Annotated in this window: 23 protein-coding genes; 10 read left to right on the top strand and 13 right to left on the bottom strand. The window is 66.7% G+C overall.

Annotated elements, in window-relative coordinates:
- The first annotated feature begins 109 nt into the window (after positions 1-109).
- Positions 110-1,690: an LVIVD repeat-containing protein gene (locus ACVT6V_RS08560; RefSeq protein WP_489899378.1), complete on the top strand. Its 1,581-nt coding sequence runs from the start codon at positions 110-112 to the stop codon at positions 1,688-1,690.
- Entirely contained in the window at positions 1,687-2,346 is a 660-nt protein-coding gene (locus tag ACVT6V_RS08555; RefSeq protein ID WP_489899377.1) for a DUF305 domain-containing protein, read from the top strand. Before ACVT6V_RS08560 ends, ACVT6V_RS08555 begins: the two co-directional genes overlap by 4 nt.
- Positions 2,347-2,534: 188 nt before the next feature.
- On the opposite strand, the gene ACVT6V_RS08550 is transcribed toward ACVT6V_RS08555, so the two are convergent.
- The 5 genes from ACVT6V_RS08550 to ACVT6V_RS08530 form a co-directional block, all read right to left on the bottom strand.
- Positions 2,535-3,380, bottom strand: a complete 846-nt coding sequence (locus tag ACVT6V_RS08550) for a crotonase/enoyl-CoA hydratase family protein (protein ID WP_489899376.1) — start codon at positions 3,378-3,380, stop codon at positions 2,535-2,537.
- Positions 3,381-3,743: 363 nt separating this feature from the next.
- Positions 3,744-4,169, bottom strand: coding sequence for a hypothetical protein (locus ACVT6V_RS08545; protein ID WP_489899375.1), 426 nt, complete (start codon positions 4,167-4,169; stop codon positions 3,744-3,746).
- A gap of 113 nt (positions 4,170-4,282) precedes the next feature.
- Positions 4,283-6,829 (bottom strand): ATP-dependent Clp protease ATP-binding subunit, encoded by a 2,547-nt coding sequence (locus ACVT6V_RS08540; RefSeq protein ID WP_489899374.1) that lies wholly within the window; start codon positions 6,827-6,829, stop codon positions 4,283-4,285.
- A gap of 249 nt (positions 6,830-7,078) precedes the next feature.
- Entirely contained in the window at positions 7,079-8,041 is a 963-nt protein-coding gene (locus ACVT6V_RS08535; protein ID WP_489899373.1) for a VOC family protein, read from the bottom strand.
- A gap of 75 nt (positions 8,042-8,116) precedes the next feature.
- The gene (locus tag ACVT6V_RS08530; protein ID WP_489899372.1) at positions 8,117-8,719 is read right to left on the bottom strand and encodes a TetR/AcrR family transcriptional regulator; all 603 of its coding nucleotides are present in this window, start codon (positions 8,717-8,719) and stop codon (positions 8,117-8,119) included.
- A gap of 70 nt (positions 8,720-8,789) precedes the next feature.
- Between ACVT6V_RS08530 and ACVT6V_RS08525 the strand changes: the two genes are divergently transcribed.
- The 3 genes from ACVT6V_RS08525 to ACVT6V_RS08515 all read left to right on the top strand — a co-directional run bounded on the left by ACVT6V_RS08525 (position 8,790) and on the right by ACVT6V_RS08515 (position 11,970).
- Positions 8,790-9,641 (top strand): alpha/beta fold hydrolase, encoded by an 852-nt coding sequence (locus tag ACVT6V_RS08525; RefSeq protein ID WP_489899371.1) that lies wholly within the window; start codon positions 8,790-8,792, stop codon positions 9,639-9,641.
- Between the two features lie 443 nt (positions 9,642-10,084).
- Positions 10,085-10,636, top strand: coding sequence for an RNA polymerase sigma factor (locus ACVT6V_RS08520; RefSeq protein ID WP_489899370.1), 552 nt, complete (start codon positions 10,085-10,087; stop codon positions 10,634-10,636).
- Complete coding sequence (locus ACVT6V_RS08515; RefSeq protein WP_489899368.1) at positions 10,633-11,970, top strand: VOC family protein; 1,338 nt, start codon at positions 10,633-10,635, stop codon at positions 11,968-11,970. The genes ACVT6V_RS08520 and ACVT6V_RS08515 overlap by 4 nt, the downstream gene beginning before the upstream one ends.
- 35 nt (positions 11,971-12,005) lie before the next feature.
- Here the strand turns inward: ACVT6V_RS08515 and ACVT6V_RS08510 are convergent, their stop codons facing one another.
- Positions 12,006-12,425, bottom strand: a complete 420-nt coding sequence (locus ACVT6V_RS08510) for a winged helix-turn-helix transcriptional regulator (RefSeq protein ID WP_489899367.1) — start codon at positions 12,423-12,425, stop codon at positions 12,006-12,008.
- Between the two features lie 115 nt (positions 12,426-12,540).
- Here ACVT6V_RS08510 and ACVT6V_RS08505 point away from each other — a divergent pair, with 115 nt between their 5' ends.
- Positions 12,541-13,407 carry an NAD(P)H-binding protein gene (locus ACVT6V_RS08505; RefSeq protein ID WP_489899366.1) on the top strand — a complete coding sequence of 289 codons (867 nt, stop codon included), beginning with the start codon at positions 12,541-12,543 and terminating at the stop codon, positions 13,405-13,407.
- Positions 13,408-13,432: 25 nt separating this feature from the next.
- Here the strand turns inward: ACVT6V_RS08505 and ACVT6V_RS08500 are convergent, their stop codons facing one another.
- A complete protein-coding gene (locus tag ACVT6V_RS08500; RefSeq protein WP_489899365.1) occupies positions 13,433-13,912 on the bottom strand; it encodes an anthrone oxygenase family protein in 480 nt (159 codons plus the stop codon).
- On the bottom strand, positions 13,909-14,748 hold the full coding sequence (locus ACVT6V_RS08495; protein ID WP_489899364.1) for an NAD(P)H-binding protein: 840 nt from the start codon (positions 14,746-14,748) through the stop codon (positions 13,909-13,911). The genes ACVT6V_RS08500 and ACVT6V_RS08495 overlap by 4 nt, the downstream gene beginning before the upstream one ends.
- Positions 14,749-14,892: 144 nt before the next feature.
- Between ACVT6V_RS08495 and ACVT6V_RS08490 the strand changes: the two genes are divergently transcribed.
- Both ACVT6V_RS08490 and ACVT6V_RS08485 read left to right on the top strand, forming a co-directional pair.
- The gene (locus ACVT6V_RS08490) at positions 14,893-15,873 is read left to right on the top strand and encodes a cupin domain-containing protein (RefSeq protein WP_489899363.1); all 981 of its coding nucleotides are present in this window, start codon (positions 14,893-14,895) and stop codon (positions 15,871-15,873) included.
- The gene (locus ACVT6V_RS08485) at positions 15,873-17,189 is read left to right on the top strand and encodes a hypothetical protein (protein ID WP_489899362.1); all 1,317 of its coding nucleotides are present in this window, start codon (positions 15,873-15,875) and stop codon (positions 17,187-17,189) included. The genes ACVT6V_RS08490 and ACVT6V_RS08485 overlap by 1 nt, the downstream gene beginning before the upstream one ends.
- Before the next feature lie 13 nt (positions 17,190-17,202).
- Here the strand turns inward: ACVT6V_RS08485 and ACVT6V_RS08480 are convergent, their stop codons facing one another.
- From ACVT6V_RS08480 to ACVT6V_RS08460, 5 genes are all read right to left on the bottom strand, one after another.
- Entirely contained in the window at positions 17,203-18,471 is a 1,269-nt protein-coding gene (locus tag ACVT6V_RS08480) for a M18 family aminopeptidase (protein WP_489899361.1), read from the bottom strand.
- A 10-nt stretch (positions 18,472-18,481) separates the two neighbouring features.
- Positions 18,482-19,159, bottom strand: a complete 678-nt coding sequence (locus ACVT6V_RS08475; RefSeq protein ID WP_489899360.1) for a hypothetical protein — start codon at positions 19,157-19,159, stop codon at positions 18,482-18,484.
- Entirely contained in the window at positions 19,159-19,839 is a 681-nt protein-coding gene (purQ, locus tag ACVT6V_RS08470; RefSeq protein WP_489899359.1) for a phosphoribosylformylglycinamidine synthase subunit PurQ, read from the bottom strand. The genes ACVT6V_RS08475 and purQ overlap by 1 nt, the downstream gene beginning before the upstream one ends.
- 12 nt (positions 19,840-19,851) lie before the next feature.
- Complete coding sequence (purS, locus tag ACVT6V_RS08465) at positions 19,852-20,091, bottom strand: phosphoribosylformylglycinamidine synthase subunit PurS (protein WP_489899358.1); 240 nt, start codon at positions 20,089-20,091, stop codon at positions 19,852-19,854.
- 672 nt (positions 20,092-20,763) lie between these two features.
- The gene (locus ACVT6V_RS08460) at positions 20,764-21,246 is read right to left on the bottom strand and encodes a glutathione peroxidase (RefSeq protein ID WP_489899357.1); all 483 of its coding nucleotides are present in this window, start codon (positions 21,244-21,246) and stop codon (positions 20,764-20,766) included.
- A gap of 141 nt (positions 21,247-21,387) precedes the next feature.
- On the opposite strand from ACVT6V_RS08460, the gene ACVT6V_RS08455 reads away from it, so the two are divergent.
- Together ACVT6V_RS08455 and ACVT6V_RS08450 are read left to right on the top strand one after the other, a co-directional pair.
- Positions 21,388-21,948: a MarR family winged helix-turn-helix transcriptional regulator gene (locus ACVT6V_RS08455; protein WP_489899356.1), complete on the top strand. Its 561-nt coding sequence runs from the start codon at positions 21,388-21,390 to the stop codon at positions 21,946-21,948.
- Positions 21,945-23,498 carry a DHA2 family efflux MFS transporter permease subunit gene (locus tag ACVT6V_RS08450; RefSeq protein WP_489899355.1) on the top strand — a complete coding sequence of 518 codons (1,554 nt, stop codon included), beginning with the start codon at positions 21,945-21,947 and terminating at the stop codon, positions 23,496-23,498. The genes ACVT6V_RS08455 and ACVT6V_RS08450 overlap by 4 nt, the downstream gene beginning before the upstream one ends.
- Positions 23,499-23,817 lie beyond the last annotated feature (319 nt).

Raw genomic sequence — 23,817 nt, 5'->3', positions numbered from 1 at the left:
AGCTGAATACACCCCGCAAAGAACCCAGTTCTCCGAAAACGCCCGAACCGGGTCACTTGACCGACTAACGTCGCCGAGCAAGCGCCGCAGAACTCCGGGGGGAGTCAGCATGTCAGGTCATCGGGTGTTGGGACGCCCACACAATCGGTTGTCGGTCCGTCGGTCCGTGCCGGCGGTCGTGGTGGCGATCGCCTTCATCACAGTCGCAGCATTCGGCGCGGTACCGGCCAACGCCGCGACGCACTACTATCCCGACATCTCAGAGGTGTCGGTCCCGAGGGCGACCTGCGGCCCCGGATCACTTCCCGAACCCGGCTTGCAGGGTGACGTCAGTGCGGAGGACCGCAACTCCGGCCGCAGCCGTCTCGGCTACCGCTGCAACCTCACCAAACTGGGCAATGTCCGCGGCGCCGGCGGCGGCATCGTGTCGGTCACCTTCGATCACTGCAGCTATACCGGCAGCCTGTTCCCGGGCACCAACCTCGTTCCCCAGCCCGGGGTCCAGGTTGTCGATGTCGCCGATCCCCGTCACCCGCGGATCGTCGGATCGCTCGACGAACCAGCGATGCGCGGCGGCACCTGGGAGACCCTGAAGGTCAACCACAAACGCAAACTACTGGCGGCGACGTCGGTGCCATTGAACTGGGGCGGCGGGTTCTTCTCCGTCTACGACATCTCCGACTGCGCGCACCCCAGACTGCTCAACCACGGCCCCGGCACGGCCACCCCGTTGCCGTTCGATTCCCACGAGGGCGGGTTCTCTCCGGACGGGCGCACCTATTGGACGTCGGGTATCTTCCCAGGCCATCTGAGCGCCATCGACATCTCGAATCCGGCCGTCCCGACCGTGATCTGGCAAGGCCTGCACGGCTTCCTCGGCCACGGCTTCGGCATCTCGCCCGACGGCAACCGCATGTATCTGTCGAACGGGGCCGGCATCACGATTCTGGACATCAGCGACATCCAGGACCGCAAGCCCTATCCGCAGGTGCCGCACGTGGCCGCGTATCTGTGGCCCGACGGTCAGGTCAATCAGCACACCATCCCGGTCACCTATCGCGGCAGGCCCTACATCCTGACCGCCGACGAACTCGGCTCCGGCGGCGTGAAGGTCTTCGACGTGACCAAACCGAACAGCCCGCGCTACGTCTCGCAGATCAAGCTCGAGATCAACCTCCCGAAGAACCTCGACACCAACCTGCGGTCGTCGATGGGTGGGGGCATCTTCAGCAGCAATCCGCACTACTGTTCGGCCGACCGTCCCCGCAACCCGACGGCACTCGCCTGCTCGTGGGAGTCATCGGGCATCCGCGTCTTCGACATCCGTGACCCGCGAAAGATCTCCGAGATCGCCTACTACAACCCGCCGGCGCAGAAGGGCGCGACGGTGGCCGACCTCCCCAACTCCGCCCACGTCCTCGCATCCATCTCGGGTGCGCCCGCCGTCGAGTTCCTCAGTTTCGGGATGTCGGTGCTCAACGGCAAGGTGCGTCTCGATCAGGTGATCGGTCCGCGGACCGGGATGCTCGTCGGCGGCGACATGGCCACCGATTGGTGCTTCTCCCCACCGGAGTTCCATGGCAACCAGATCTGGACCACCTGCTCCGACGGCGGCTTCTACGCGCTGGCGCTGAGTCCGCAGGTGTACGCTCCGCCGGCCGATCAGGAATCCACCTTGGGGACAACGTGACCGGACGTCGCACGCTCACGACTGCCGCCGTCGGTGTGGCGTTGCTGATGGTGTTGGCCATCGGAGGGGTTGTCGGCGCCGCATGGGAGGACCATCGGTCATCGGACGAGCAGACGCACACCCCCACCGCCACCGACATCGGCTTCGCGCAGGACATGTCGGTCCACCACGATCAGGCGATCCTGATGGGACGCTCGCTGTCGCGAGATGTGGCTCCGGAGATCGGTGGCCTGGCAGACCGTATCGTCGCGACGCAGACAGCCGAGGTCGCGCAGATGCGTGGCATGCTGACCTGGTTCGGGCTGCCGATGACGTCGTCGACGCCGATGGCCTGGATGGGCGGCGGCCGCGCTCGCCACCACGCCGCCGGGTCATCCGGCACCGCACAACCGCGCATGGAGGGGATGGCCAGCGTCGACGAACTCACCCGGCTGGCCGCCCTCCGCGGACGTGCGGCCGAGATCCTGTTCCTGCAGTTGATGATCCGCCACCACGAAGGCGGGCTGACGATGGCGGTGGCCGCACACAACGCACCGACCGCGAGTTCCGTGACCAAACAGCTCGCGCTGACAATGATCAGCGACCAGGGTGACGAGATCGGCCAGATGACCATGCTGCTGCGCGATCGTGGCGCTGAGCCGCTGCCCCACCCCTGACAACCGTGGCCGCCGACCCGGGGCTGCCGGCCACGGGTGCTGGCGCGGGTCGGGTCGGTTGGCGCGGGCCTGTCGGGTGCCCGCGGGTTGTCGACGGACCGCGCGAGCGGACCCGACCCGCGCCGGCCGAACGGACCCGCGTCCTGTATCACCCAGCGGGCAGCCACGAGTCGGATCAGACGACCGGATCAGAAGATGTGCGGCAGGTCCGTGGAGACGCGATCGGTGAACGTCGCGGGGCGCTTCTCGAGGAACGACGTGACGCCTTCGGCGACGTCGGCCATCGTTCCGCGGTAGTAGATCGCCTTCGAATCGGCCGCATGGGCATCGCGCGGACTGGGCGCACCGGCCATGCGCCACAACAGCTGTCGGGTGAGCGCCACCGACACCGGCGCGGTCCCTGACGTCATCTCCCTGGCCACCCCGATCGCGGTGGCGAGCACCTCGTCCTTGGGCACCACCTGCTGCACCAGGCCACGCTCGTGCGCCTCGGCGACCGGGACCATTTTTGCGCCCATGGTCCACTGCAGCGCGGTCGGGAGCCCGACCAACCGCGGCAGGAACCAGGTGGAGCAGGCTTCGGGCACCAGGCCGCGCTGAGCGAACACGAAACCGAACTTGGCGTCGTCGGAGGCGATGCGGACATCGGCCGCGAGGGTCATTGTGACCCCGACGCCCGCCGACGCGCCGTTGATCGCCATCACCACGGGTTTCAGCGAATCGAAGATGCGCAGCGTCACCTGACCGCCCATGTCCCGAGGGATCTCGCCGGGCGCGGTCGACTCGAGTTCGAAGGTGTTCGCGCCGCCACCCAGATCCGCTCCCGCGCAGAAGGCGCGCCCCGTGCCGGTGATCACCACCGCGCGGATCGAGTCGTCGGCGTCGGTCTCGTCGAACGCCGCCTGGATCTCCTCGCCCATCTGGTGCGTGAAGGCGTTGAGCCGGTCTGGCCGGTTGAGGCGGATGATCGCGATCTCGTCGTCGCGCTCGATGATGATGGGCTGATCGTCGATCTGCTGAGCATGTGTGGTCACCGATTCAACCTACGCGATGACCGAGCGATCGTTCGTGAAGACTGGTGTTTCCACTCGTCGGACCGGCCACATCCGCTCCCTGAGGCGGTCCGGAGCAATAGCGCAAGGCCGGCCACATCCGCTCCCTGAGGAGGTCCGGAGCGATAGCGCACGACCGGCCACATCCGCTCCCTGAGGAGGTCCGGAGCGATAGCGGAGGACCGTCACGAAGGGCCTTCGTGACGCACGCTCGTACCTCGCGGGCTCCTCAGGCACCGGGTGGTGACGCACGCGAGTTCCACATCCGATCCCTGATCCAGAGCGATAGCGTACGACCGTCCACATCCGATCCCTGAGGAGGTCCGGAGCGATAGCGGAGGACCGTCACGAAGGGTCGGCCACTTCGTAACGCGTGCGTGCGGTTCTCGCACCCGACGCGATGATCAGGCACGCGGCGGCCGCAATGAGCGTCGGTCCGGTAAGCAAGATCGTCCAGCCGATGCGCTTTTCGCGCGCGACGGTGCAATCGTCGAAGGCATACTCGAAGTCCCGATTCTCCACGATGTAGCGACGCTCCGAGCCCGACCTGGCAATGCCGTGCTGGTCGCCGAGAATGGCATTGCAGGCGTAGACCACCCGCCCAGAAGACGACGTCGAGTCCGGGGCCATGAACAGCATCATGAAAATTCCCCAGGTTCCCGCCATCCATAACGCCGCTGTGACCGAGACCCACAGACTTCGGCGATACATGAACGAACCCGGATTTTGCTCGGCACCCAAAACTTGTGCTTGCGTCTCCCCCGATGACATCCGCCCACAGTACGTGATGGGCCCACGTCATCCCCCCAGATACACCGAAGCGGTGCGTCCCGACGGTGATCGTCGCGACGCACCGCTCCGGTGCTGGTTGTAGTTACGGCTGGCTAGCTGGCCTCACCCTTGCTGTCGCCGGCCTTGGTGAGCTCGGCGGGAGCGTCGGGCAGCTCGCGGGGCTTCTCGGACCCGGTGAACGTGAACTTGGCGTCCTCGCCGTCGTCCTCGCCGTCCCAGCCCTCGACGTCGACGAGCACGATCTGGCCCGCGTGAATCTCGTTGAAGAGGATCTTCTCCGACAGCTGGTCCTCGATCTCACGCTGGATGGTCCGACGCAGCGGCCGGGCACCGAGCACGGGATCGAAGCCACGCTTCGCGAGCAGGCCCTTGGCCTTGTCGGTCAACTCGATGGCCATGTCCTTGTTCTTCAACTGCGTCTCGACGCGGTTGATCATCAGGTCAACCATCTCGATGATCTCCTGACGCGTGAGCTGGTGGAACACGATCACGTCGTCGATACGGTTGAGGAACTCGGGCCGGAAGTGCTTCTTCAGCTCATCGTTGACCTTCTGCTTCATCCGCTCGTACTGCGAGCCCTCGCTGCCGCCCTTGGTGAAGCCGAGGCCGACCGCCTTGGAGATGTCGCTGGTACCGAGGTTCGACGTGAAGATCAGCACGGTGTTCTTGAAGTCGACCGTACGTCCCTGACCGTCGGTGAGGCGCCCGTCCTCCAACACCTGCAACAGCGTGTTGTAGATCTCCGAGTGCGCCTTCTCGATCTCGTCGAACAGCACGACCGAGAACGGCTTGCGCCGCACCTTCTCGGTGAGCTGGCCGCCCTCTTCGTAGCCGACATAACCGGGAGGGGCACCGAACAGACGCGACGCGGTGAAGCGGTCGTGGAACTCGCCCATGTCGATCTGGATGAGCGCGTCGTCCTCACCGAACAGGAAGTTCGCCAGCGCCTTGGACAGCTCGGTCTTTCCGACACCGGACGGACCGGCGAAGATGAACGAACCGGATGGACGCTTGGGATCCTTCAGGCCGGCACGAGTACGACGGATCGCCTTGGAGACGGCCTTGACCGCATCCTCCTGGCCGATGATCCGCTTGTGCAGCTCGTCCTCCATGCGGAGCAGACGGGTGGTCTCCTCCTCGGTGAGCTTGAACACCGGGATACCGGTCCAGTTGCCCAGGACCTCGGCGATCTGCTCGTCGTCGACCTCGGCCACGACGTCCATATCGCCACTGCGCCATTGCTTTTCCCGCTCGGCACGCTCGGCGACCAGCTGCTTCTCCTTGTCACGGAGATTGGCGGCCTTCTCGAAGTCCTGCGCGTCGATCGCGGACTCCTTCTCCTTGCGCGCGTCGGCGATACGCTCGTCGAACTCGCGCAGGTCTGGCGGCGCGGTCATCCGGCGGATACGCATGCGCGCCCCCGCCTCGTCGATGAGGTCGATTGCCTTGTCCGGCAGGAACCGGTCGTTGATGTAGCGGTCGGCCAGCGTCGCGGCGGCCACCAGCGCACCGTCGGTGATGGACACCCGATGGTGGCTCTCATAGCGGTCGCGCAGACCCTTGAGGATCTCGATGGTGTGCTCCACCGACGGCTCGCCGACCTGCACCGGCTGGAACCGGCGTTCCAGAGCGGCATCCTTCTCGATGTACTTGCGGTACTCATCGAGGGTCGTCGCACCGATGGTCTGCAGCTCGCCACGGGCCAGCTTGGGCTTCAGGATCGACGCGGCGTCGATCGCACCCTCGGCGGCACCCGCGCCGACCAGCGTGTGGAGCTCGTCGATGAACAGGATGATGTCGCCGCGCGTGTTGATCTCCTTGAGCACCTTCTTCAGGCGTTCCTCGAAGTCACCGCGGTAGCGGCTGCCGGCCACCAACGACCCGAGGTCGAGGGTGTAGAGCTGCTTGTCCTTGAGCGTCTCCGGCACCTGACCGTTGACAATGGCCTGCGCGAGACCCTCGACGACGGCGGTCTTGCCGACGCCCGGCTCGCCGATCAGCACCGGGTTGTTCTTGGTGCGGCGGCTCAGCACCTGCATGACCCGCTCGATCTCTTTTTCCCGGCCGATGACCGGGTCGAGTTTCGCCTCGGCCGCGGCGGCCGTCAGGTTTCTACCGAACTGATCGAGGACCAGCGAGGTCGACGGGGTGCCGGTCTCGCTGCTGCGGCCACCGGTACCCGCTTCCTGCGGCTCCTTGCCCTGGTAACCCGAGAGCAGCTGGATGACCTGCTGACGGACCCGGTTCAGGTCGGCGCCCAGCTTCACCAGGACCTGGGCGGCGACGCCCTCACCCTCGCGGATCAGACCCAGCAGGATGTGTTCGGTGCCGATGTAGTTGTGGCCGAGCTGCAGCGCCTCACGCAGCGACAGCTCGAGCACCTTCTTGGCACGCGGGGTGAAGGGGATGTGGCCCGACGGCGCCTGCTGCCCCTGGCCGATGATCTCCTCGACCTGGCTGCGGACACCTTCCAGCGAGATCCCGAGGGACTCGAGCGCCTTGGCAGCCACGCCCTCACCCTCGTGGATCAGACCCAGGAGGATGTGTTCGGTGCCGATGTAGTTGTGGTTGAGCATCCGGGCTTCTTCTTGCGCCAGGACGACGACGCGACGTGCGCGGTCGGTGAACCGTTCGAACATTGTGCTCCCTCACATAGCTTGCGCCCCGGCCGTCGGTGACAACCACAGCGGCGACAACTGCAGCGGTGTCCGTGTACGTGACGACCAGCCTGCCTCCACTCTAGTGGTCGCTTGGAGTGCAGCTACAGTTAACGTCGGTCAGAAACGATTTCCGTGGTGGTCACGGCGGGGATCTGCGCACTACAACCGTGCACTTGGGCGCTATGTTCCATGGGCGCTACGCCGAGAGCGAACGCGCTGCTGACGCCCCTATTTCTGGTGCACTGCGACGATGTTTCCGGACGGATCGGCGAACCAGGCGATATCCGGGCCCCGTCCGTCGCCCCGCGCGATGCCCCGGCCATCCTGCTCGAAGTCGTCGTATCGGAGGAATTCCACGCCCTTGCCGGCCAGGTCGTCGACCATTTGTTCGAGGTCGCGGGCGGGAATGTTGAGGATGGTGAAGTTCGCCGGCTCGTGGTCCGGTTTGGGATAGACCAGCACCGTCGTGTTGCGGTTGATGCGTATGCCCAGGATGGTCATCGGCGCGCCCGCCACATCGGGCCCGCTCGCTGCGCTCCCGGCGCCCACCACATCGGGCCCGCTCGCTGCGCTCCCGGCGCCCACCACATCGGGCCCGCTCGCTGCGCTCCCGGCGCCCACCACATCGGGCCCGCTCGCTGCGCTCCCGGCGCCCGCCACATCGGGCCCGCTCGCTGCGCTCCCGGCGCCCGCCACATCGGGCCCGCTCGCTGCGCTCCCGGCGCCCATCTCGAATCTCAGCACCCGCATCCCCAACACTCCGCGGTAGAAGGCCTCGGCCTCCGCGAGGTCGCGGACCGCGAAACCGCTGTATGGCGAGGTCGGTGTGCTCATCTGCGCTTCGAGCTCGTCGGAGATGCGGACGATCTGCAGCCAGTTGCCGTCCGGATCGGTCACGGTCCCGAAGTACGAGCCTCCCCCCTTGTCCTCGAGCGGGCTGACCCATTCCGCACCGAGCTCGTCGATGCGCGCGGCCGTGGCGACCGGGTCGTCGACCTCGACGTTCAGGATCGCGCGGGCACCGCCCACGTTCGGGCCGGACACGTCGTCCCGCTTGTCGAACATGATGTAGAAACCGTCGAGTTCGAGGATCTCGTACCCGGGCGCATCCGGATCGGTCTGGATCTCACCCTCGAATGCGGTCGCGTACCAGCGCGCGAGACGCTTCGGGTCGTCACTGGACAGGAGCATGGAGGAAATCGTTGCGGTGGCCATACTCGGACTGACCGTCGCCGGCGCCGCAATTCATCGCCGGTCAGCCCTCGGTCATCGACCGAATGAGTCGATGACCCGGTCCAGCACGGCGAGGACCTCATCTGCCGCGGAGCCCTTGTCCTGGGCGGCCGCCACATAGAGCGCTGCCTCGTCGAGCGCACCGATGGCGACATGCGCGATCGGACGCACCGGCTGCTCGGCGATCTGTCCCGCCGCGATCGCCGCGTGCAGGATGCCCTCGACCAGCGCGAAACCGAACTCCTCCCCCCGCGCCCGCCATTCACTCCAGCCCATCACCGACGGCGCATCCACCAACGAGATCTGGTGCACGGTCGGATCGGTGACCCGTTCGAGGAAGACGCGCACGCCGGCCTTGAGCGCCGACATCGGGTCCGTCACCGCGACGTCGCCCACCCGCTCGGCGACCTCGGCGGTGATGTCCTGTTCGACCTGGTCATAGACGGCCGCGAACAGGCCCTGCTTGTCCTTGAACTGGTGATACAGGGCGCCACGCGTCACGCCGGCCTCGTCCACGATCGCCTGCGTGCCCACCTCGGCGTAACCGTGTTCGCCGAACAGCTTGCGCCCCGCGGCGATCAGCGCCGCACGGGTGGCTGCCGTGCGCTCGGCCTGAGTTCGACGATTGACTTTCATACAGGTTGCACGTAACTTTCATACAGAGTGTTCGTAAGTCGCGACAAGCATAGTCGAAGGGCGGAAAGCCATGACCACGACGACAACCATCGACCTCGCCTCCGGCACGATCGAGTACGCGACGTACGGACCAGAGACCTCGCCGCACCCGCCGATCGTCTTCGTGCACGGCGCTGTCGTCGATCACCGGCTGTGGGAACCGGTCGCGACCATTCTCGCCGAGGCCGGGTATCGCTGTTATGCACCGACTTTCCCCTTGGGGTCCCACCACATCCCCTGGGGGCCGACCGCCGATCGGAGTCCACGCGGCGCCGCCCGCCTCGTTCGCGAGTTCGTGGCCGCGCTCGGCCTCTCCGACGCGACGCTGGTGGCGAACGACACCGGTGGCGCGATCACCCAGTTCGCGCTCGACAGCGACCCGGCCTTCGTCCGTGCACTCGTGTTCACCAACTGCGACGCCTTCGAGCTGTTCCCGCCCCAGCCGTTCCGTGTGGTGTTCGCACTGCTCCGTCAGCGAGCGCTGCTGCGGCCGATGATCGAGTCCATGCGGTTTCGTGCCCTGCGCCACTCGCCGCTCGGGCTCGGACTCCTGCTCACCGACCCCGATCCGGAGCTGACCCTCTCGATGTTCGAGCCCCTTCGCACCGATGCGCGCATCCGCGACGACCTCATCGCCTTCCTGCGGGAGATCCATCCGGCCGAACTCGCCGAGGTCACGCCCCGGTTGTCGCGGGTGGACCTGCCGGTCACCGTGGTGTGGGGAACCGACGATCGGTGTTTCACCCCCGATCACGGGCGGCGCCTGGCAGCGGTGTTCGAGAATTCACGCTTCGTCGACGTCCCGCACGCGCGGACATTCGTGTCGCTGGACCAGCCCCGCGCGGTCGCCGACGCGATCGTTGCCACATCGGCGCGGATCTGACCTGCGTAAACCCCGGTCGCTGATCGGCAGTTGGTGAGCGATGGTCGAACCTGCATCAGTCCGGCCATTGACGAGTGAGGGTCGCGAAAGGCCGCCCTTCGTGACACCCCTCCGCTTGCGCTCCGGGGTTCCTCAGGGACCGGGAGGGAATCCCGCCGCCAGCGCTCCGGGGTTCCTCAGGGACCGGGAGGGGAAATCTGCCGACCAGCGCTCCGGGGTTCCGCAGGGACCGGGAGGGAAATCTGCCTTCAGCGCTCCGGGGTTCCTCAGGGACCGCGAGGGAAACCCGCCAGCCTCATCAGCCCGGTCCCTGAGGAGCGAGCCTGCGAGCGTCACGAAGGGCCGCTCCGCAGGGAACCGGGAGGTTGTATACACGCCGGCCGGCGCGAAGAAATTCTGCGATAGGGCGTCGGATTCCGGTCCCGGCGAACGACGATGAGGGTGTGAGTGGCGAACAAGAGGGTCCGCCCGAAGGCGGGGCACCCGCACTGCTGGCGGTGTACGACGAGGCGCTGCCGGCCGTGTATGGCTACCTGCTGCGTCGGTGTTCGGACCGGCGGGTCGCCGAGGACCTCACCTCGGAGACCTTCCTGGCCGCGATGGACACCGTGCGTCGCGACGACGACGCCCGACCGACCACGCCCTGGTTGATCGGGGTCGCCCGGCACAAGCTCGCCGACCATTGGCGGGCGATGCAACGGACGCCCGAACCGGTGGAGGACCTCCCAGAATCCGTCGACGACGACTGGGACGTCCACCTCGACCGGATGCTCGCGCACTACACGCTGGCGCAACTGTCACCCACACATCGAGCGGTGCTCACTCTGCGCTATGTCGACGACCTGACCGTCGGCGACTGCGCGGGCGTCCTCGACCGCACCGTAGGCGCCACCGAGGCGCTGCTCACCAGGGCCAAGCGAGCCTTCCGCGCGGCCTATCCGGAATCCGAACCACGGTCCGGCCAGTCCACCACAGGGAGAGGAGGCCACGCATGAACGAGCACAACAACACCGAGAATCGCGGTACCGCAACGCCGCCCGATCCGTTCGTCGTCCTGCGGGCCGCCGACACCCCGGGCTGGACCGATCCGGTCGCTCCCGACGCCGAGTTCGCCCGCACCTTGCGGGACCGACTCGAGCGCGGGACGACCTTACCGAAGGGAGTTGTCATGAGCACCGCCACCATCGAGACCACCACCAGTACCGCCGCACCAGCGGTCGAGCGACCGGGCGCGCTTCCCTACCTCACCGTCGCCGACGGTCGTGCCGCCATCGACTGGTATGTGGCACATCTCGGCGCCCGGCTCCGAGGCGAACCGATCGTGATGGAAGACGGCCGGATCGGCCACGCCGAGCTCGAGATCGGTGGCGGTGCAGTCTATCTCGCCGATGAGTTCGCGGACATGGGTATCCGGGCGCCACGGCCCGGCCAGGTCTCGGTCAGTCTGATGCTCGCGGTGGATGATGCCGATGCCGCCGTGTCGGCCGCCGAACGCGGTGGCGCCGCGGTCACCCGAGAACCGTTCGAGGGCTACGGTCATCGCAGCGGGACGATCATCGACCCGTTCGGTCATCGCTGGATGCTGACGGGGCCGTCGAAGACCGCTGCCGCGCCGACCGATCGCATCAAGACCGGCGACATCGTCTACCTGTCCCTGCAGACACCCGACATCGACCGGGCGGCACGCTTCTACGGCGCTGTCCTCGGGTGGGAGTTCGACCCGGCGACGCGTCAGGTCACGAATCTCGGCCATCGCCTGGGCATCTCGGATACGCCCGGGTACGGCGCACCGGGCTCGGTGTACTGCGTATATGCGGTCGAGGACTTCGACACCGCGCGCGAGGCCATCGTCGCGGCCGGCGGGCAGGCAGGCGAGGCGAGTGAGGTGTCCCGTGACGGCACCCGCGTCATCGACGCCGTCGACGATCAGGGCGTGGCGTTCTCGGTGCACGTGGCAGCGTCCGACGAACCACGACCCGATCAGCATCCGCGGGGTGTCGGCGAGATGTCGTATCTGACGGTCCACACACCGTCGAGCGCCCGGTTCCGTGACTTCTACGGCAGCGCCCTCGGCTGGACGTTCCACGCAGGCCGCATCGACGACGGTTGGGAGGTCGACGACGTGCGCCCGCAGGTCGGGATCGCCGGCGGTGCCGAGAAGTCCATGTCCGTGCCGATGTGGAACGTCGCGGACATGGATGCCGCTGTCGAACGGGTCCGCACGGCCGGCGGTCGGGTCATCTCCGAACCCGACACCCAGGCGTACGGGGTCATGGCCTACTGCGCCGACGACCAGGGAGCCGAGTTCTATCTGGGACAGCTGTTCTGAGCCTCGAGCGACGTCCGCGGCCAGGCCAGATGCGCTCAGCGGGCGTCGCGTCGGCCGTCGTAATCGGCACGAGCGACCTCGACCTCGCCGACCCGGCTTTCGACCATCTCGATCAAGCCGGTCAGCACCCCGGCCATCTCACGTCCCAGCTCGGTGAGCGAGTACTCGACCTTCGGCGGGATGGTTTGCAGCACAGTTCGTGTCACGAATCCATCGCGCTCGAGTGACTGCAGCGTGACCGACAGCATGCGTTCACTGACGCCGTCGACCCTCCGACGTAACGCACTGAATCGGAGGTCTCCCTCGCCGAGCGCGGCCAAGGCGAGCAGACCCCACCGACTCGTCACGTTCTGCAGGATGTCCCGCGACTGACAGTCACGGGCGAAGACGTCGGCCTCCAACGACGGATCAATGTCCTCGCCGAGACCTCCGCCGGCCGGATTCGCAACGCTCATGGCACCCAAGTGTAGGCGCACTACTCGAACTGTGCTTACCATCACATTGGCACTTACTTCTAGTAAGTGCATGATGAGGAGGAACCACCTACCGCCAACCGATCGGAGTTCAGACATGACCACGTACGCAGTGACCGGAGCCACCGGCGGCCTGGGCGGCGGCGCCATCGCCGCCCTCATCGATCGCGGTATCGCCGCCGGTGACATCGTTGCGATCGTCCGGGACGCCGGTAAGGCGACCGATCTCCGCGACCGGGGCGTCGACATTCGTGTCGCCGACTACACCGATCCGGCGGCGCTGGGAAAGGCCCTCACCGGCGTCGACAAGCTTCTCCTGGTCTCCTCCTCGGAGATCGGGCAGCGACTGCCACAGCACACCAACGTCATCGCGGCCGCGGCAGAGGCCGGCGTCGGCGTGATCGCCTACACGAGCATCCTGCGCGCCGACACCTCGCCGCTGAGCTTGGCGACCGAGCACATCGCCACCGAGAAGGCGCTGGCCGACAGCGGGATTCCGTTCATCCTGCTCCGCAACGGGTGGTATTCCGACAACTATCTGGCGTCCGCACCGACGGCGATCGACGGCGGGGTCCTCTACGGCAGTGCACGTGACGGCCGAGTGGCTCCGGCCGCCCGCACCGACTATGCCGACGCTGCGGCCGCGGCCTTGATCTCTGCGGAGCCGGGCCGGGTCTTCGAGCTCGCCGGGTCCGAGCACCTGTCCTATGACGACATCGCCGCCACCCTGGCCGAGGTGAGCGGACAATCGGTGCGCTACCAGGATCTGGCCGAAGCGGACTACGCCGCTGCCCTTACCGGGGCAGGCGTGCCTGCACCGATGGCCGACATCCTCGCCGACTCGGATGCGGGAGCGGCGTCCGGCGCCCTCGATTCCACGTCGACCGACCTCGTCGACCTGCTCGGACGACCGGCGACCTCGTTCGCGAACGTCGTCCGCCGGGGCCTCGACATCCACAGCTGACACCGGCACAAGCACTCGGCCCCCATCATCCGCGCGTGTGCAGCAGGCCGACGATCATCACCGTGAACCCGGCCACCGCGGCAAGCGCCCGCACGATGTTCCAGCGCACCCACGGTCCGACGAAATCCGCCCAGACCGTGGGTGCGTCGGTGGGCGACACCGAACCGGCGTCCTCGAGCCGATTGTTCAGTGGCACATTGACGCCCATCGTGATCAGCAGCGCTACGCCGTAGAGCGCGACGGCGGCGACGAGCCACCACCGCACCGGATCTCCCCACCAGAGAACGACACCGAGAACACCGAACACCAGGCCACCGAAGAAGATCAGCGCGAACACCGGATTGAGGATTGCCACGTTGATCCGCTGCATCGCGGCCACCGCCGTCGCCGACGTGGCTCGCTGCAGGCCGGGCATCACCGAATAGGCGAACGCCGAGAGCAAGCCGGCCGACAGGCCGAGAGTGGTCACGGCCAGCACGAGGATCGTGTCACGGAACTGAGTCATCTCGACACCTGCACGCGTGCCACACTTTTCGCGAAGTCGTCGAGATCGGTTGCCGGACGGCCGAGGACCCGCTCGACATCGTGGGACACCTGCGCGTTCCGCCCGTCGAACAAGGTCCCGAACAACGCCACCAGGAGCCCGATCTCCTCATCGGGGACAGTCAGCTCCGACAACAGATCCCGATAATCCTGCAGCGACACCTGAGTGAACTCGATCGGACGTTGCTGCGTCGCGGCGAGCGTGGCAACGGCGTCGGCGAAGGTCAACAACCGCGGGCCGGTCAGCTCGTAGGTCTGCCCGGCGTGTGGGTTGGCCCCGTCCGGCGTGGCGTCGAGCAACGCCGCGACCGCCACCTCCGCGATGTCGTCGGCGTCCACGAACGGCTCCCCCACCTCACCGACCGGCAGCGTCAATGAGCCGGCGGCGATCTCCGGCGCGAAACCACCCTCGGAGAAGTTCTGATCGAACCACGCGCAGGAAAGCACGGTGGAGTCGATGTCACCGGCGTGCACGATCCGGGCTGCCTGCGCCGCTTCGGGCTCGCCACGGCCGGACAGCAGGACGAGTCGATGCACGCCCGCGCCTTCGGCGAGGCGGACGAACTCGGCGATGTCCTCGGTGGCCCCGGGCACGATGAGGTCGGGTTGGTAGGAGAGGTAGACGGCACCGGCGCCTGCCAGCGCCGGGGCCCACGTCGCGCGGTCGGTCCAGTCGAACACCGTGACGCTCGTCCGACTGGCGCGGCGGACGGGGATACCGCGAGCGGCGAGAAGGTCCGCGACGCGGCGGCCGGTCTTGCCCGTGGCGCCGATGACGAGAATCGGGCGTTCTGACATCAGGTCGGCTCGGTGAGTTCGGGATGTGTGGGTACGAGTGCTGTGTTGAGTCATGCTCCTAGTTCACCGCGCCCTGACGAGACGATCCATGGTCGATCGGCTCAGTTTCATACGAGATCGTCTCGATCGATCTACACTCGACGCATGGACGCCCTCGGTAGCCTCCTCAACGGTCCGCGCGCGCAGACCCCGATGATGCTGCGGATGGCGATGCGCTCGCCGTGGTCGGTGCGTATCGAGGACACCGCTCCGCTGACCGTCGTCGCCGTCACGCGGGGAGCCTCGACACTGACCTACGACGACGGTGCCCACCACCGGGTCACCCCCGGCGACGTCGCGCTGATCCGGGGTACACATCCGTACACGATCGCCGACGAACCCGCGCACGACTGGGTCGCCCGGATCGACGCGAACGGCGATTGCTTCGACCCCACCGGCACGCACAGCGTCGCCGACGACATGTGTTTCGGGGTCCGATCGTGGGGCAACTGCGGCGACGACGGGCAGGCCGACGCGATCATGCTCATCGGCACCTACTCCAGTGGCGAGGTCAGTCAACGCCTCCTCGATGCACTGGACCGCTTCACCGTCGTCTCCATGCACGAACACCCGTTGGTGGCGTTGCTGGAGACCGAGATCGTGCGGGATTCACCGGCGCAGGAGGCGGTGCTGAACCGACTGCTGGATCTGCTGCTCATCACCGGCCTGCGCCAATCGATGGAATCCGGGCAGGTCCGCGCCACCCAGTGGTACCGCGCTCACTCCGATCCGGTTGTCGGACAGGCACTTCGCCTCTTGCACAACGGCATCGACCGCCCCTGGACCGTCGGTTCGCTGGCCACCGCCACAGGCGTCTCACGGGCCGTGCTGGCACGGCGGTTCACCGAGCTGGTCGGCGAGCCGCCGATGACCTACCTGACGAATTGGCGCCTGTCGGTGGCCGCTGATCTGCTCGCCGACCGCAGCCGATCGCTGAGCGGTATCGCCCGGCAGGTCGGCTACAGCAGCCCGTTCGCATTCAGCGCGGCCTTCAAACGGCACCGCGGGCTCAGTCCGGCAGCGTTCCGCGCCCAGACGGTCGGCGACGGTGGGGAGGTGAGCGCCGCGGCCACCATGATTCACTGATGGCCATGTCCGCCCGCTCAACGCTTGCCGGCCTCACCCGGCGCCTGCCCTTCGGCATCGGCACCGTGACGATGATCCTGATCGCGGCGATGATCGCCGCCGTCGGAGTGGTTCTGGCGATCGGCACACCCGACGCCCCCGCCGACCATGCGAACGGACAGCTACGCGGCTACCACCACCAACCAGAGGATGCGTGGACCCAATCGAGCGACAATCTGCCCGGCTACGGATCGAACGGCGGGATCGAGGTCGCCGACACCTGGCGCGGCCAGTGGCTGCTGAGCTATCCGTCGGGGCTCGGTCGCGCCTACCTGCTGGTGAACGAGACGTCGGGGACCCCGATGTGGGACGCCCCCGTCGTGACGGGGCTGGGCAGCTGCGCGATCGATGATCTCGGCCAGGTGGGATGCGCGGTCAAGCTCGGTGACGTCCCCGACGGCTTCTACCTCATCGGCGAGAACGGCACACCCGAGTCACCCACCGCGCTCGACGACACCCAGCAGGTCGTCGGCGTCGGCCCGAACTTCCTACGTATCGACCAGGCCGGCTACCGCGTCACCCTGCGCACGTCGACGGGACGCCAACTCTGGTCGCGAACCTTCGCGGCCGCGGCACGGGCCACGCTCGCGGACAACGGAATCCTGACGATCGCCACCTCCGATGGCGGCCGGTTCATCGTCGACCCGACCACCGGCGCAGACCGACTGTCGTGCACCCAGTGCACCATTGCCGCCTACCCGAGCGGCATCACGGTGCAGTATGACCGGTTCGGTGAGGAACGCGTGGCGACCTACGCCGTCGACGACGGCGCGCTCCGTACACCGGCAACCGCCGAGTCCGACGGACTTCGGGTCCTCAGCGGCCCGTCGACCCTGCCCGTCCTCACCGGTGTCGGCGAGAGTCAGGTCCAGGTCACCCAGGGCCGCTACGAGATCCGCGACCCGGCGGCCGCCGATGCCCTGTGGCAGATCACCGACCCGGAACTGTCGAAGGCGAACACCAAGCCGTGCGGCACGCTGGTCGCGTTCGCGCTCAAGGATCGGTCGCGCATCTTCTACACCCTCGCCGACGGGACGAGCCTCGGCACGATGGCGCCTCCGGCCTTCGACGATCCGGACGCCAACATCGATCAACTGAACTGCGTCGGATCGTCGGGCTCCGACGTCGTCTTCGCCAATCCGAACCAGGTGACGGCCTTCGATACGACCAGCGGCGAGATCGCCTGGACCCGACCGGTGATCGGGTCCACCGAAGCGGTCAACGGCTACATCGTCATCCACCAGGGGACGTCGATCACCGTGCTGCGGCCCAACTGACTCACGCGCCGGCTCAGGATGCGGTCAGGAACGCCTGCAGCGCAGCCGAGTACATGCCGACGTCGGCGGCCCCCATCATCTCCCGTGCGCTGTGCATCGCCAACTGCGGCGCCCCGACGTCGATGGTGGTGAGTCCGGTGCGTGCAGCGGTGATCGGGCCGATCGTCGACCCACACGGCAGGTCGGCCCGATGGGTGTATCGCTGCATGGGGACGCCGGCGGTGTCGCATGCGACGGCGAAGATGGCCTCGCCCACCGCATCCGAGGCATAGCGCAGATTCTGGTTCACCTTCAACACGGGGCCGCCGTTGATGGTGATCCGATGCGCCGGCTCGTGCCGTTCGGGATAGTTCGGGTGCGTGGCATGCGCCATGTCCCCCGAGACGCAGACACTCGCGGCCATCGCCTGCAGAAAGTCGGCGCGATTACCGCCACGCGCCAACACGATCCGTTCACAGATCGTGGCCAGGAAATCCGATGCGGCACCCCGCTCGGATCCGCTGCCGACCTCCTCGTGGTCGAACAGCGCGAGCACGCGCGTGTCGATCGAGGGTTCCCCGTCGAGCAACGCACGCAGGCTCGCGTAGCAGGTGCCCTGATTGTCCAGTCGCGGCGCGCTCAGCAGATCGTTGTCGGCGCCGATCAGTCGGCACGGCGCGACGTCGTGGGTCATCAGCTCCCAACCGAGGAGCGATGAATGGTCGATGCCGGCGTAGGAGGCCACCCATCCCAGGACGTCCGGGGCATCAGGGTTCAGAGACCAGATCGCGTCCACGTGCCGTTGCGGATCCAGCGTTACGCCCTTGCGATCCTCGGAGAGATGGATCGCCAGCTGCGGCACCCGCACAACGGGTTCGGACACGTGCACCAGGACATGCTCGACGGTCGAACCGGACCGATAAGCCAGACGTCCGGACAATCCCAGGTCGCGATCGAGCCACGAGTTCAGCCAGGCACCGCCATACGGTTCCAGCGCCACCATGCCGACCCCGGCCGAGGTCCGTCCGGGGCGCTGCTTAACGCGCAGGTTGGGACTGTCGGTGTGGCCGCCGACGATCCGAAAGGCATTGCCGTCCCCGGTATCCCACGCGATGATCGACCCCCCGCGGATGACATAGTTGCGTCCCGTGGCCGCGGCCCACTCCTCGCTCTCGAAGACTCTGGTGTAACCCGCGGCCTCCAACTCCCCCGCAACGGTGGCGCACACGTGGAATGGCGACGGCGACGCGTCGATGAATGTGCCGAGGCCTTCGGCCGTGGCACTCGTCTTGGTGCTCACCATGAAACTCCGCTCATCTCGTACCTCCGACGAAAAGGTGTGCGGCCGGGATGCGGACACCACCGACCACCGCCATCGTGGCCACCACCGATGCCATCAGCACGAGCTCCCCGAGGTTGGCCACCCACAGGACCGAGGAGCCGACGACCGCCGTTGCGAACATCACCAGCGCCCCGACGATCAGCCACGGAAAACCCGCATACCGCAAGGCCATCACGCCGAGAACGAGGATGGCGAGCACGGTGATGATCGCCGGCAGGGCCGGCCCGTCGACCCCAGTGTTGATGTACCGGAGGGCATCACCCGCATCCTCGGGCTCGAGGTCCAGCCGGACCACGTCGTTGACGATCCCGATCGCGATCAGCATGGCGACCAGGAGACATCCGCCGATCGCGACGTTGCGCGAGCGCACCTGCTCCACCGGCAGCCGGGCGACCAGGATACCCACGACAATGATCAGCAGAGGGGTGGCGATCGCGTGAATCCAGAAGCGGGGCACGTTGATCGCCATCAGGGTGTCGCCGTACCCCACGAACCGGCCGACCGCGACCGCGAAGTTGTCGTAGGCCAGTCCGAGCAGGATCGCCCCGACGAGGAGGCCAACACCGCCCACCTTCGGCAGCAGGCGCAGGGTGACGATGAAGAGGCCCAGCATGGCGATACCGAACACCGCCATGAGCACCGATGTCATCAGGCGGCGGCCAAGACCGAATCTATGACGGAGTAGAACAGGCCGAGGCCGTCGTCGCTGGGCCCGGTCAGCGGCTCAGTGGCGTGCTCGGGATGTGGCATGAGACCGACGATCCGGCCGTCCGGGCTCGCGATCCCCGCGATGTCGAGGACCGAACCGTTGGGGTTACCGCCGGCGTAGGAGAAGACGATCCGACCCTCACCCTCGAGTTCCTCGAGCTTGCTCTGCGGCGCGACGAACCGCCCCTCACCGGATTTGAGCGGGATGAGGATCTCGGCGCCGCGTTCGAATCGGCTGGTCCAGGTTGTCGTGTTCGACTCGACCTTCAACCACTGGTCGCGGCAGATGAAGTGCAGACCTTCGTTGCGGGTCAGCGCACCCGGCAGCAGTCCGGCCTCGCACAGCACCTGGAATCCGTTGCAGATGCCCAACACCGGCATACCCTTGGCGGCGGCGTCGAGAACCGAACCCATCACCGGCGCGAACCGGGCGATGGCGCCGGCGCGCAGATAGTCACCGTAGGAGAAGCCTCCGGGCACGATGACCGCGTCGACACCCTTGAGATCGGCGTCGCCGTGCCACAACTCAACCGGTTCTGCGCCGGCGATCCGGGCCGCGCGCACCGCGTCGACATCGTCGAGAGTCCCGGGGAAAGTGATGACCCCGATACGAGCACTCATGATCCGGGCCTCTCAGTCAGCGACGCGGGAGACGTTGAAGTTCTCGATCACCGTGTTGGTGAGGAGCTCTTCGGCGATCCGCTCGAGCATCACATCGTCCACGGAGTCATCGACCTCGAGTTCGAAACGCTTGCCCTGCCGGACGTCGCCGATCCCGGCAAACCCGAGCCGCCCCAACGCCCCCACGATCGCCTGGCCCTGGGGATCGAGAATCTCGGCCTTCGGCATCACATCGACCACCACTCGCGCCATGGGCTACTGCTCCGTTCTCGCTGGTGCGCTGTTCAGCGAACACCTTACCGGGTGGGCTGAGGTCGCACGCGCGCCGCGGTGCGGCGACCCGCCGCCGGACCGGCCGCCGACCTCAACCCACCCCGAACCCTGAGGAGCCTCGCGAGGAACGAACGATGCGTCAACCCCGATCCCCGACGAGCCCCGCGAGGAACCAGCGATGCGTCAACCCCGATCCCCGACGAGCCCCGCGAGGAACCAGCGATGCGTCACCACCCAAACCCTGAGCAGCCTCGCGAGGAACAAGCGACGCGTCACCACCCAAACCCTGAGCAGCCTCGCGAGGAACAAGCGACGCGTCACCACCCGAACCCTGAGCAGCCTCGCGAGGAACAAGCGACGCGTCACCACCCGAACAATGAGCAGCCTCGCGAGGAACAAGCGATGCGTCACCACCCGATCCCTGAGGAGCCTCGCGAGGAACGAGCGATGCGTCACGAAGGGCCGCCCCTTCGTGACGCATCCTCGCAGGCTCGGAGGCTTCTCAGGGAGCGAGGTGGTCGCATCCTCGCAGGCTCGGAGGCTCCTCAGGGAGCGACGTGGTCGCAACCTCGCAGGCTCGGAGGCTCCTCAGGGAGCGAGGTGGTCGCAACCTCGCCGGCTCCTACAGACCAGGTGGTCGAAGCGCGGCGACTACAGAACGGCTTCGATCGCGGAGATGACCGTGGGATCGGTCGGCTCGGTACGCGGGCGGAAACGGTTGACGACCGCTCCGTTGGCGTCGACCAGGAACTTCTCGAAATTCCACTGCACGTCACCGGCCTCGCCCTCGGCGTCGGCGGCCTTGGTGAGTTCGGCATACAGCGGATGCTGATCGTCGCCCTTCACGTCGGCCTTCTCCAGCAGCGGGAACGTCACTCCGTAGCTGGTCGAGCAGAACGTGGCGATCTCTTCCGCGGTGCCCGGTTCCTGGCCCATGAACTGGTTGCACGGCATGCCGACAACCGTCAGACCGCGGTCGCGATAGGTTGTCGCGATCTCCTCGAGCCCGGTGTACTGCGGGGTCAAACCGCACTTGCTGGCAACGTTCACCACCAGCATCGGACCGGCGAAGCCGGAGAGGTCGAGGGTGCTGCCATCGAGTGCGTTGACGGGGATGTCCTTGATGTTGCTCACCCCACCGACGCTAGCGCAGGCCGGTAGAGGGCGGCCCGTTTCGTCGCGCATATGACCCCCATCACTACGGCAGCACCGATATGTCCGATCTCACCATTAATTGCGTTCACGAAATAGTTGCGTCGGCGTTAGTTTTATTGGGTGTCCGAAACCCCTCCGTCGACCAGCGACGACGCCCGCACCGCGGAGTCCGTCGAGACTGCCTGCACCACGTTGCTCGGCTTCCTCGACCGGTTGGCATGCATCGGCAAGGCACACGCGATGGACAACCTCGCCGCGACCGATCTCACCTTCTCGCAGATGCGGGTTCTGTTCGCACTGGGAGCGCACGGCGACGGCGTCGATTGCATGTCCCTGAACGAGATCGCCGACCACGTGTCCCTGTCGCTCGCCGCGGCAGGACGGACGGTCGACAAACTCGTTGTCGCGGGTCTCGTCGACCGCCGCGAGGACCCGACGGATCGACGGGTCAAGCGGGTGTCGCTGACCACCGAGGGCAGCGCCCTCGTCGATTCCCAACTGGACATCAAGCACGACATCGTCCGCACGTTCGTCACCGGACTGCCCGAGCGGCTTCGCAACGGCCTACACGACGCGCTTGGCCCGATCATCGACAGCGATGTCGACTTCTTCTCCCACGTCGGTGACTCCATACCGACGGATTCCTCATCACCGGATACGTCACAGAAAGTCGGTTCATGACCTCTGCATCCACTCCGGCCCACGCGCACGCGGGTCCACCGGATACCAAACTCGACAGGCACGTGCTGATCGTCGCCGGTGTGGTCGTGCTCGGCGCGATCATGTCGATTCTCGACGTCACCGTGGTGTCGGTGGCGCAGAACACCTTCCAGCAGGAGTTCAACACCGACGCGGCCGGTGCGGCCTGGACGATGACCGGCTACACGCTGGCCCTGGCCGCGGTCATCCCGCTGTCCAGCTGGGCGGCAGCACGTTTCGGGACCAAGAAGGTCTATCTGACCTCGCTGGTGATGTTCGTCCTCGGTTCCGCGCTCTGCGCACTGGCATGGAACATCGGATCCCTGGTCGCGTTCCGCGTCATCCAGGGTCTCGGCGGCGGCCTGCTGATGCCGATCGGCATGATGATCCTGACCAAGGCGGCCGGACCGGAACGCGTCGGCTCGGTGATGGCTGTGCTCGGTATCCCGATGCTGCTCGGCCCGATCGCGGGTCCGATCCTCGGCGGCCTGCTCATCGAGAAGGCCTCGTGGCACTGGGTATTCCTGATCAACGTGCCGATCGGCATCGTCGCGATCATCTACTCGTGGTTCGCTCTGCGTGGTGATGAGGAGACGTCGCGGCCGTCGATCGACTTCGTCGGACTGCTCTTGTTGTCACCTGGTTTGGCGTTGTTCCTGTACGGCATCTCGTCGAGCAACGAGGCGGGCACGTTCATCTCGGCCAAGGTTCTCGTCCCGGCCATCATCGGCGCAGTCCTGATCGCCGCGTTCATCGGGCACGCACTGCGCAGCGACAAGCCGCTGCTCGATCTGCGCCTGTTCCGCAATCGGACGCTGACCATCGCGGTGATCTCGATGACGTTCTTCATGATCGCGTTCTTCGGAGCGTCATTGCTGTTCCCGCAGTACTTCATCGGGGTCCGCGGCGAGACCACCCTGTCCGCCGGTCTGCTCCTCGCTCCGCAGGGTATCGGCGCCATGCTGACGATGCCGATCGCCGGACGGATGACCGACAAGATCGGCCCCGGCAAGTTCGTTCTCGTCGGCATCGTGCTCATGTTCCTGGGTATGGGCACGTTCGTGTTCGTCGGCGCGACGACCACCTATTGGGTGCTCTGCGGCGCACTGTTCGTGCAGGGCCTCGGCATGGGTATGACCATGATGCCGATCATGTCTGCCGCCCTGGCGACCCTGACCAACGCCCAGGTGCCCGATGGTTCGACATTGATGAACGTCGTCCAGCAGACCGCATCGTCGATCGGTTCGGCCGTCATCGCCGTGATCTTGGCGACCAACCTGAAGGACGCACCGGAGGGCATGTTGGCGATCGCGTCGAACACGGCGCCCGACAGCCTGCCCGAGCAGATGCAGAACACGCCGATCCCGACGTCGTTCTTCGAGGCCGCGGCCAACGCCTTCGGCTCCACCTTCGTGGTGACGTCGGTGCTGATCGCCGTGTGCCTGATCCCGGCCTTCTTCCTGCCGCGCAAGAAGATCAAGTCCCCGCTGGTCGAGGAGGACATGGCCGCCGCGCCGGTCATGATGCACTAGCTCGCACCGCGCTCGGCGCTCGAGCCATCGGGCACCCGGCACCCGGCACCCGGCACCCGGCACCCGAGGGCATTCAACGTGCCCAGCATGGGGCCGAGAACCCGGAAAAACGTCGACAGCACCCAGCCATACAACGCCGACAGCACCCAGACACACAAGATCTGGGTGCTGTCGGCGTTTTTCCGGGTTCTCTCGGCGTACCGCTGGGTGCTGCCGGCGCGAAACAGGATTCTCTCGGCGTTATTCCGGGTTCTCTCGGCGTACAGCGGGTTCTCTCGGCGTACCGCTGGGTGCTGCCGGCGCGAAACAGGATTCTCTC

The sequence above is a fragment of the Gordonia sp. LMA167 genome, from assembly GCF_058130025.1.
Note: the sequence above shows the minus strand (reverse complement) of the source record. Positions and strands in the feature narration are given on the sequence as shown.

Coding starts and splice junctions, on each gene's coding strand:
- ACVT6V_RS08545 (WP_489899375.1), bottom strand. CDS start 4,169: ATGTCATCGGGGGAGACGCAAGCACAAGTTTTGGGTGCCGAGCAAAAT.
- ACVT6V_RS08490 (WP_489899363.1), top strand. CDS start 14,893: ATGGACGCCCTCGGTAGCCTCCTCAACGGTCCGCGCGCGCAGACCCCG.
- ACVT6V_RS08485 (WP_489899362.1), top strand. CDS start 15,873: ATGGCCATGTCCGCCCGCTCAACGCTTGCCGGCCTCACCCGGCGCCTG.
- ACVT6V_RS08500 (WP_489899365.1), bottom strand. CDS start 13,912: ATGACTCAGTTCCGTGACACGATCCTCGTGCTGGCCGTGACCACTCTC.
- ACVT6V_RS08450 (WP_489899355.1), top strand. CDS start 21,945: ATGACCTCTGCATCCACTCCGGCCCACGCGCACGCGGGTCCACCGGAT.
- ACVT6V_RS08510 (WP_489899367.1), bottom strand. CDS start 12,425: ATGAGCGTTGCGAATCCGGCCGGCGGAGGTCTCGGCGAGGACATTGAT.
- ACVT6V_RS08540 (WP_489899374.1), bottom strand. CDS start 6,829: ATGTTCGAACGGTTCACCGACCGCGCACGTCGCGTCGTCGTCCTGGCG.
- ACVT6V_RS08495 (WP_489899364.1), bottom strand. CDS start 14,748: ATGTCAGAACGCCCGATTCTCGTCATCGGCGCCACGGGCAAGACCGGC.
- ACVT6V_RS08525 (WP_489899371.1), top strand. CDS start 8,790: ATGACCACGACGACAACCATCGACCTCGCCTCCGGCACGATCGAGTAC.
- ACVT6V_RS08475 (WP_489899360.1), bottom strand. CDS start 19,159: ATGACATCGGTGCTCATGGCGGTGTTCGGTATCGCCATGCTGGGCCTC.
- ACVT6V_RS08535 (WP_489899373.1), bottom strand. CDS start 8,041: ATGCTCCTGTCCAGTGACGACCCGAAGCGTCTCGCGCGCTGGTACGCG.
- ACVT6V_RS08505 (WP_489899366.1), top strand. CDS start 12,541: ATGACCACGTACGCAGTGACCGGAGCCACCGGCGGCCTGGGCGGCGGC.
- purQ (WP_489899359.1), bottom strand. CDS start 19,839: ATGAGTGCTCGTATCGGGGTCATCACTTTCCCCGGGACTCTCGACGAT.
- ACVT6V_RS08560 (WP_489899378.1), top strand. CDS start 110: ATGTCAGGTCATCGGGTGTTGGGACGCCCACACAATCGGTTGTCGGTC.
- purS (WP_489899358.1), bottom strand. CDS start 20,091: ATGGCGCGAGTGGTGGTCGATGTGATGCCGAAGGCCGAGATTCTCGAT.
- ACVT6V_RS08515 (WP_489899368.1), top strand. CDS start 10,633: ATGAACGAGCACAACAACACCGAGAATCGCGGTACCGCAACGCCGCCC.
- ACVT6V_RS08480 (WP_489899361.1), bottom strand. CDS start 18,471: ATGGTGAGCACCAAGACGAGTGCCACGGCCGAAGGCCTCGGCACATTC.
- ACVT6V_RS08530 (WP_489899372.1), bottom strand. CDS start 8,719: ATGAAAGTCAATCGTCGAACTCAGGCCGAGCGCACGGCAGCCACCCGT.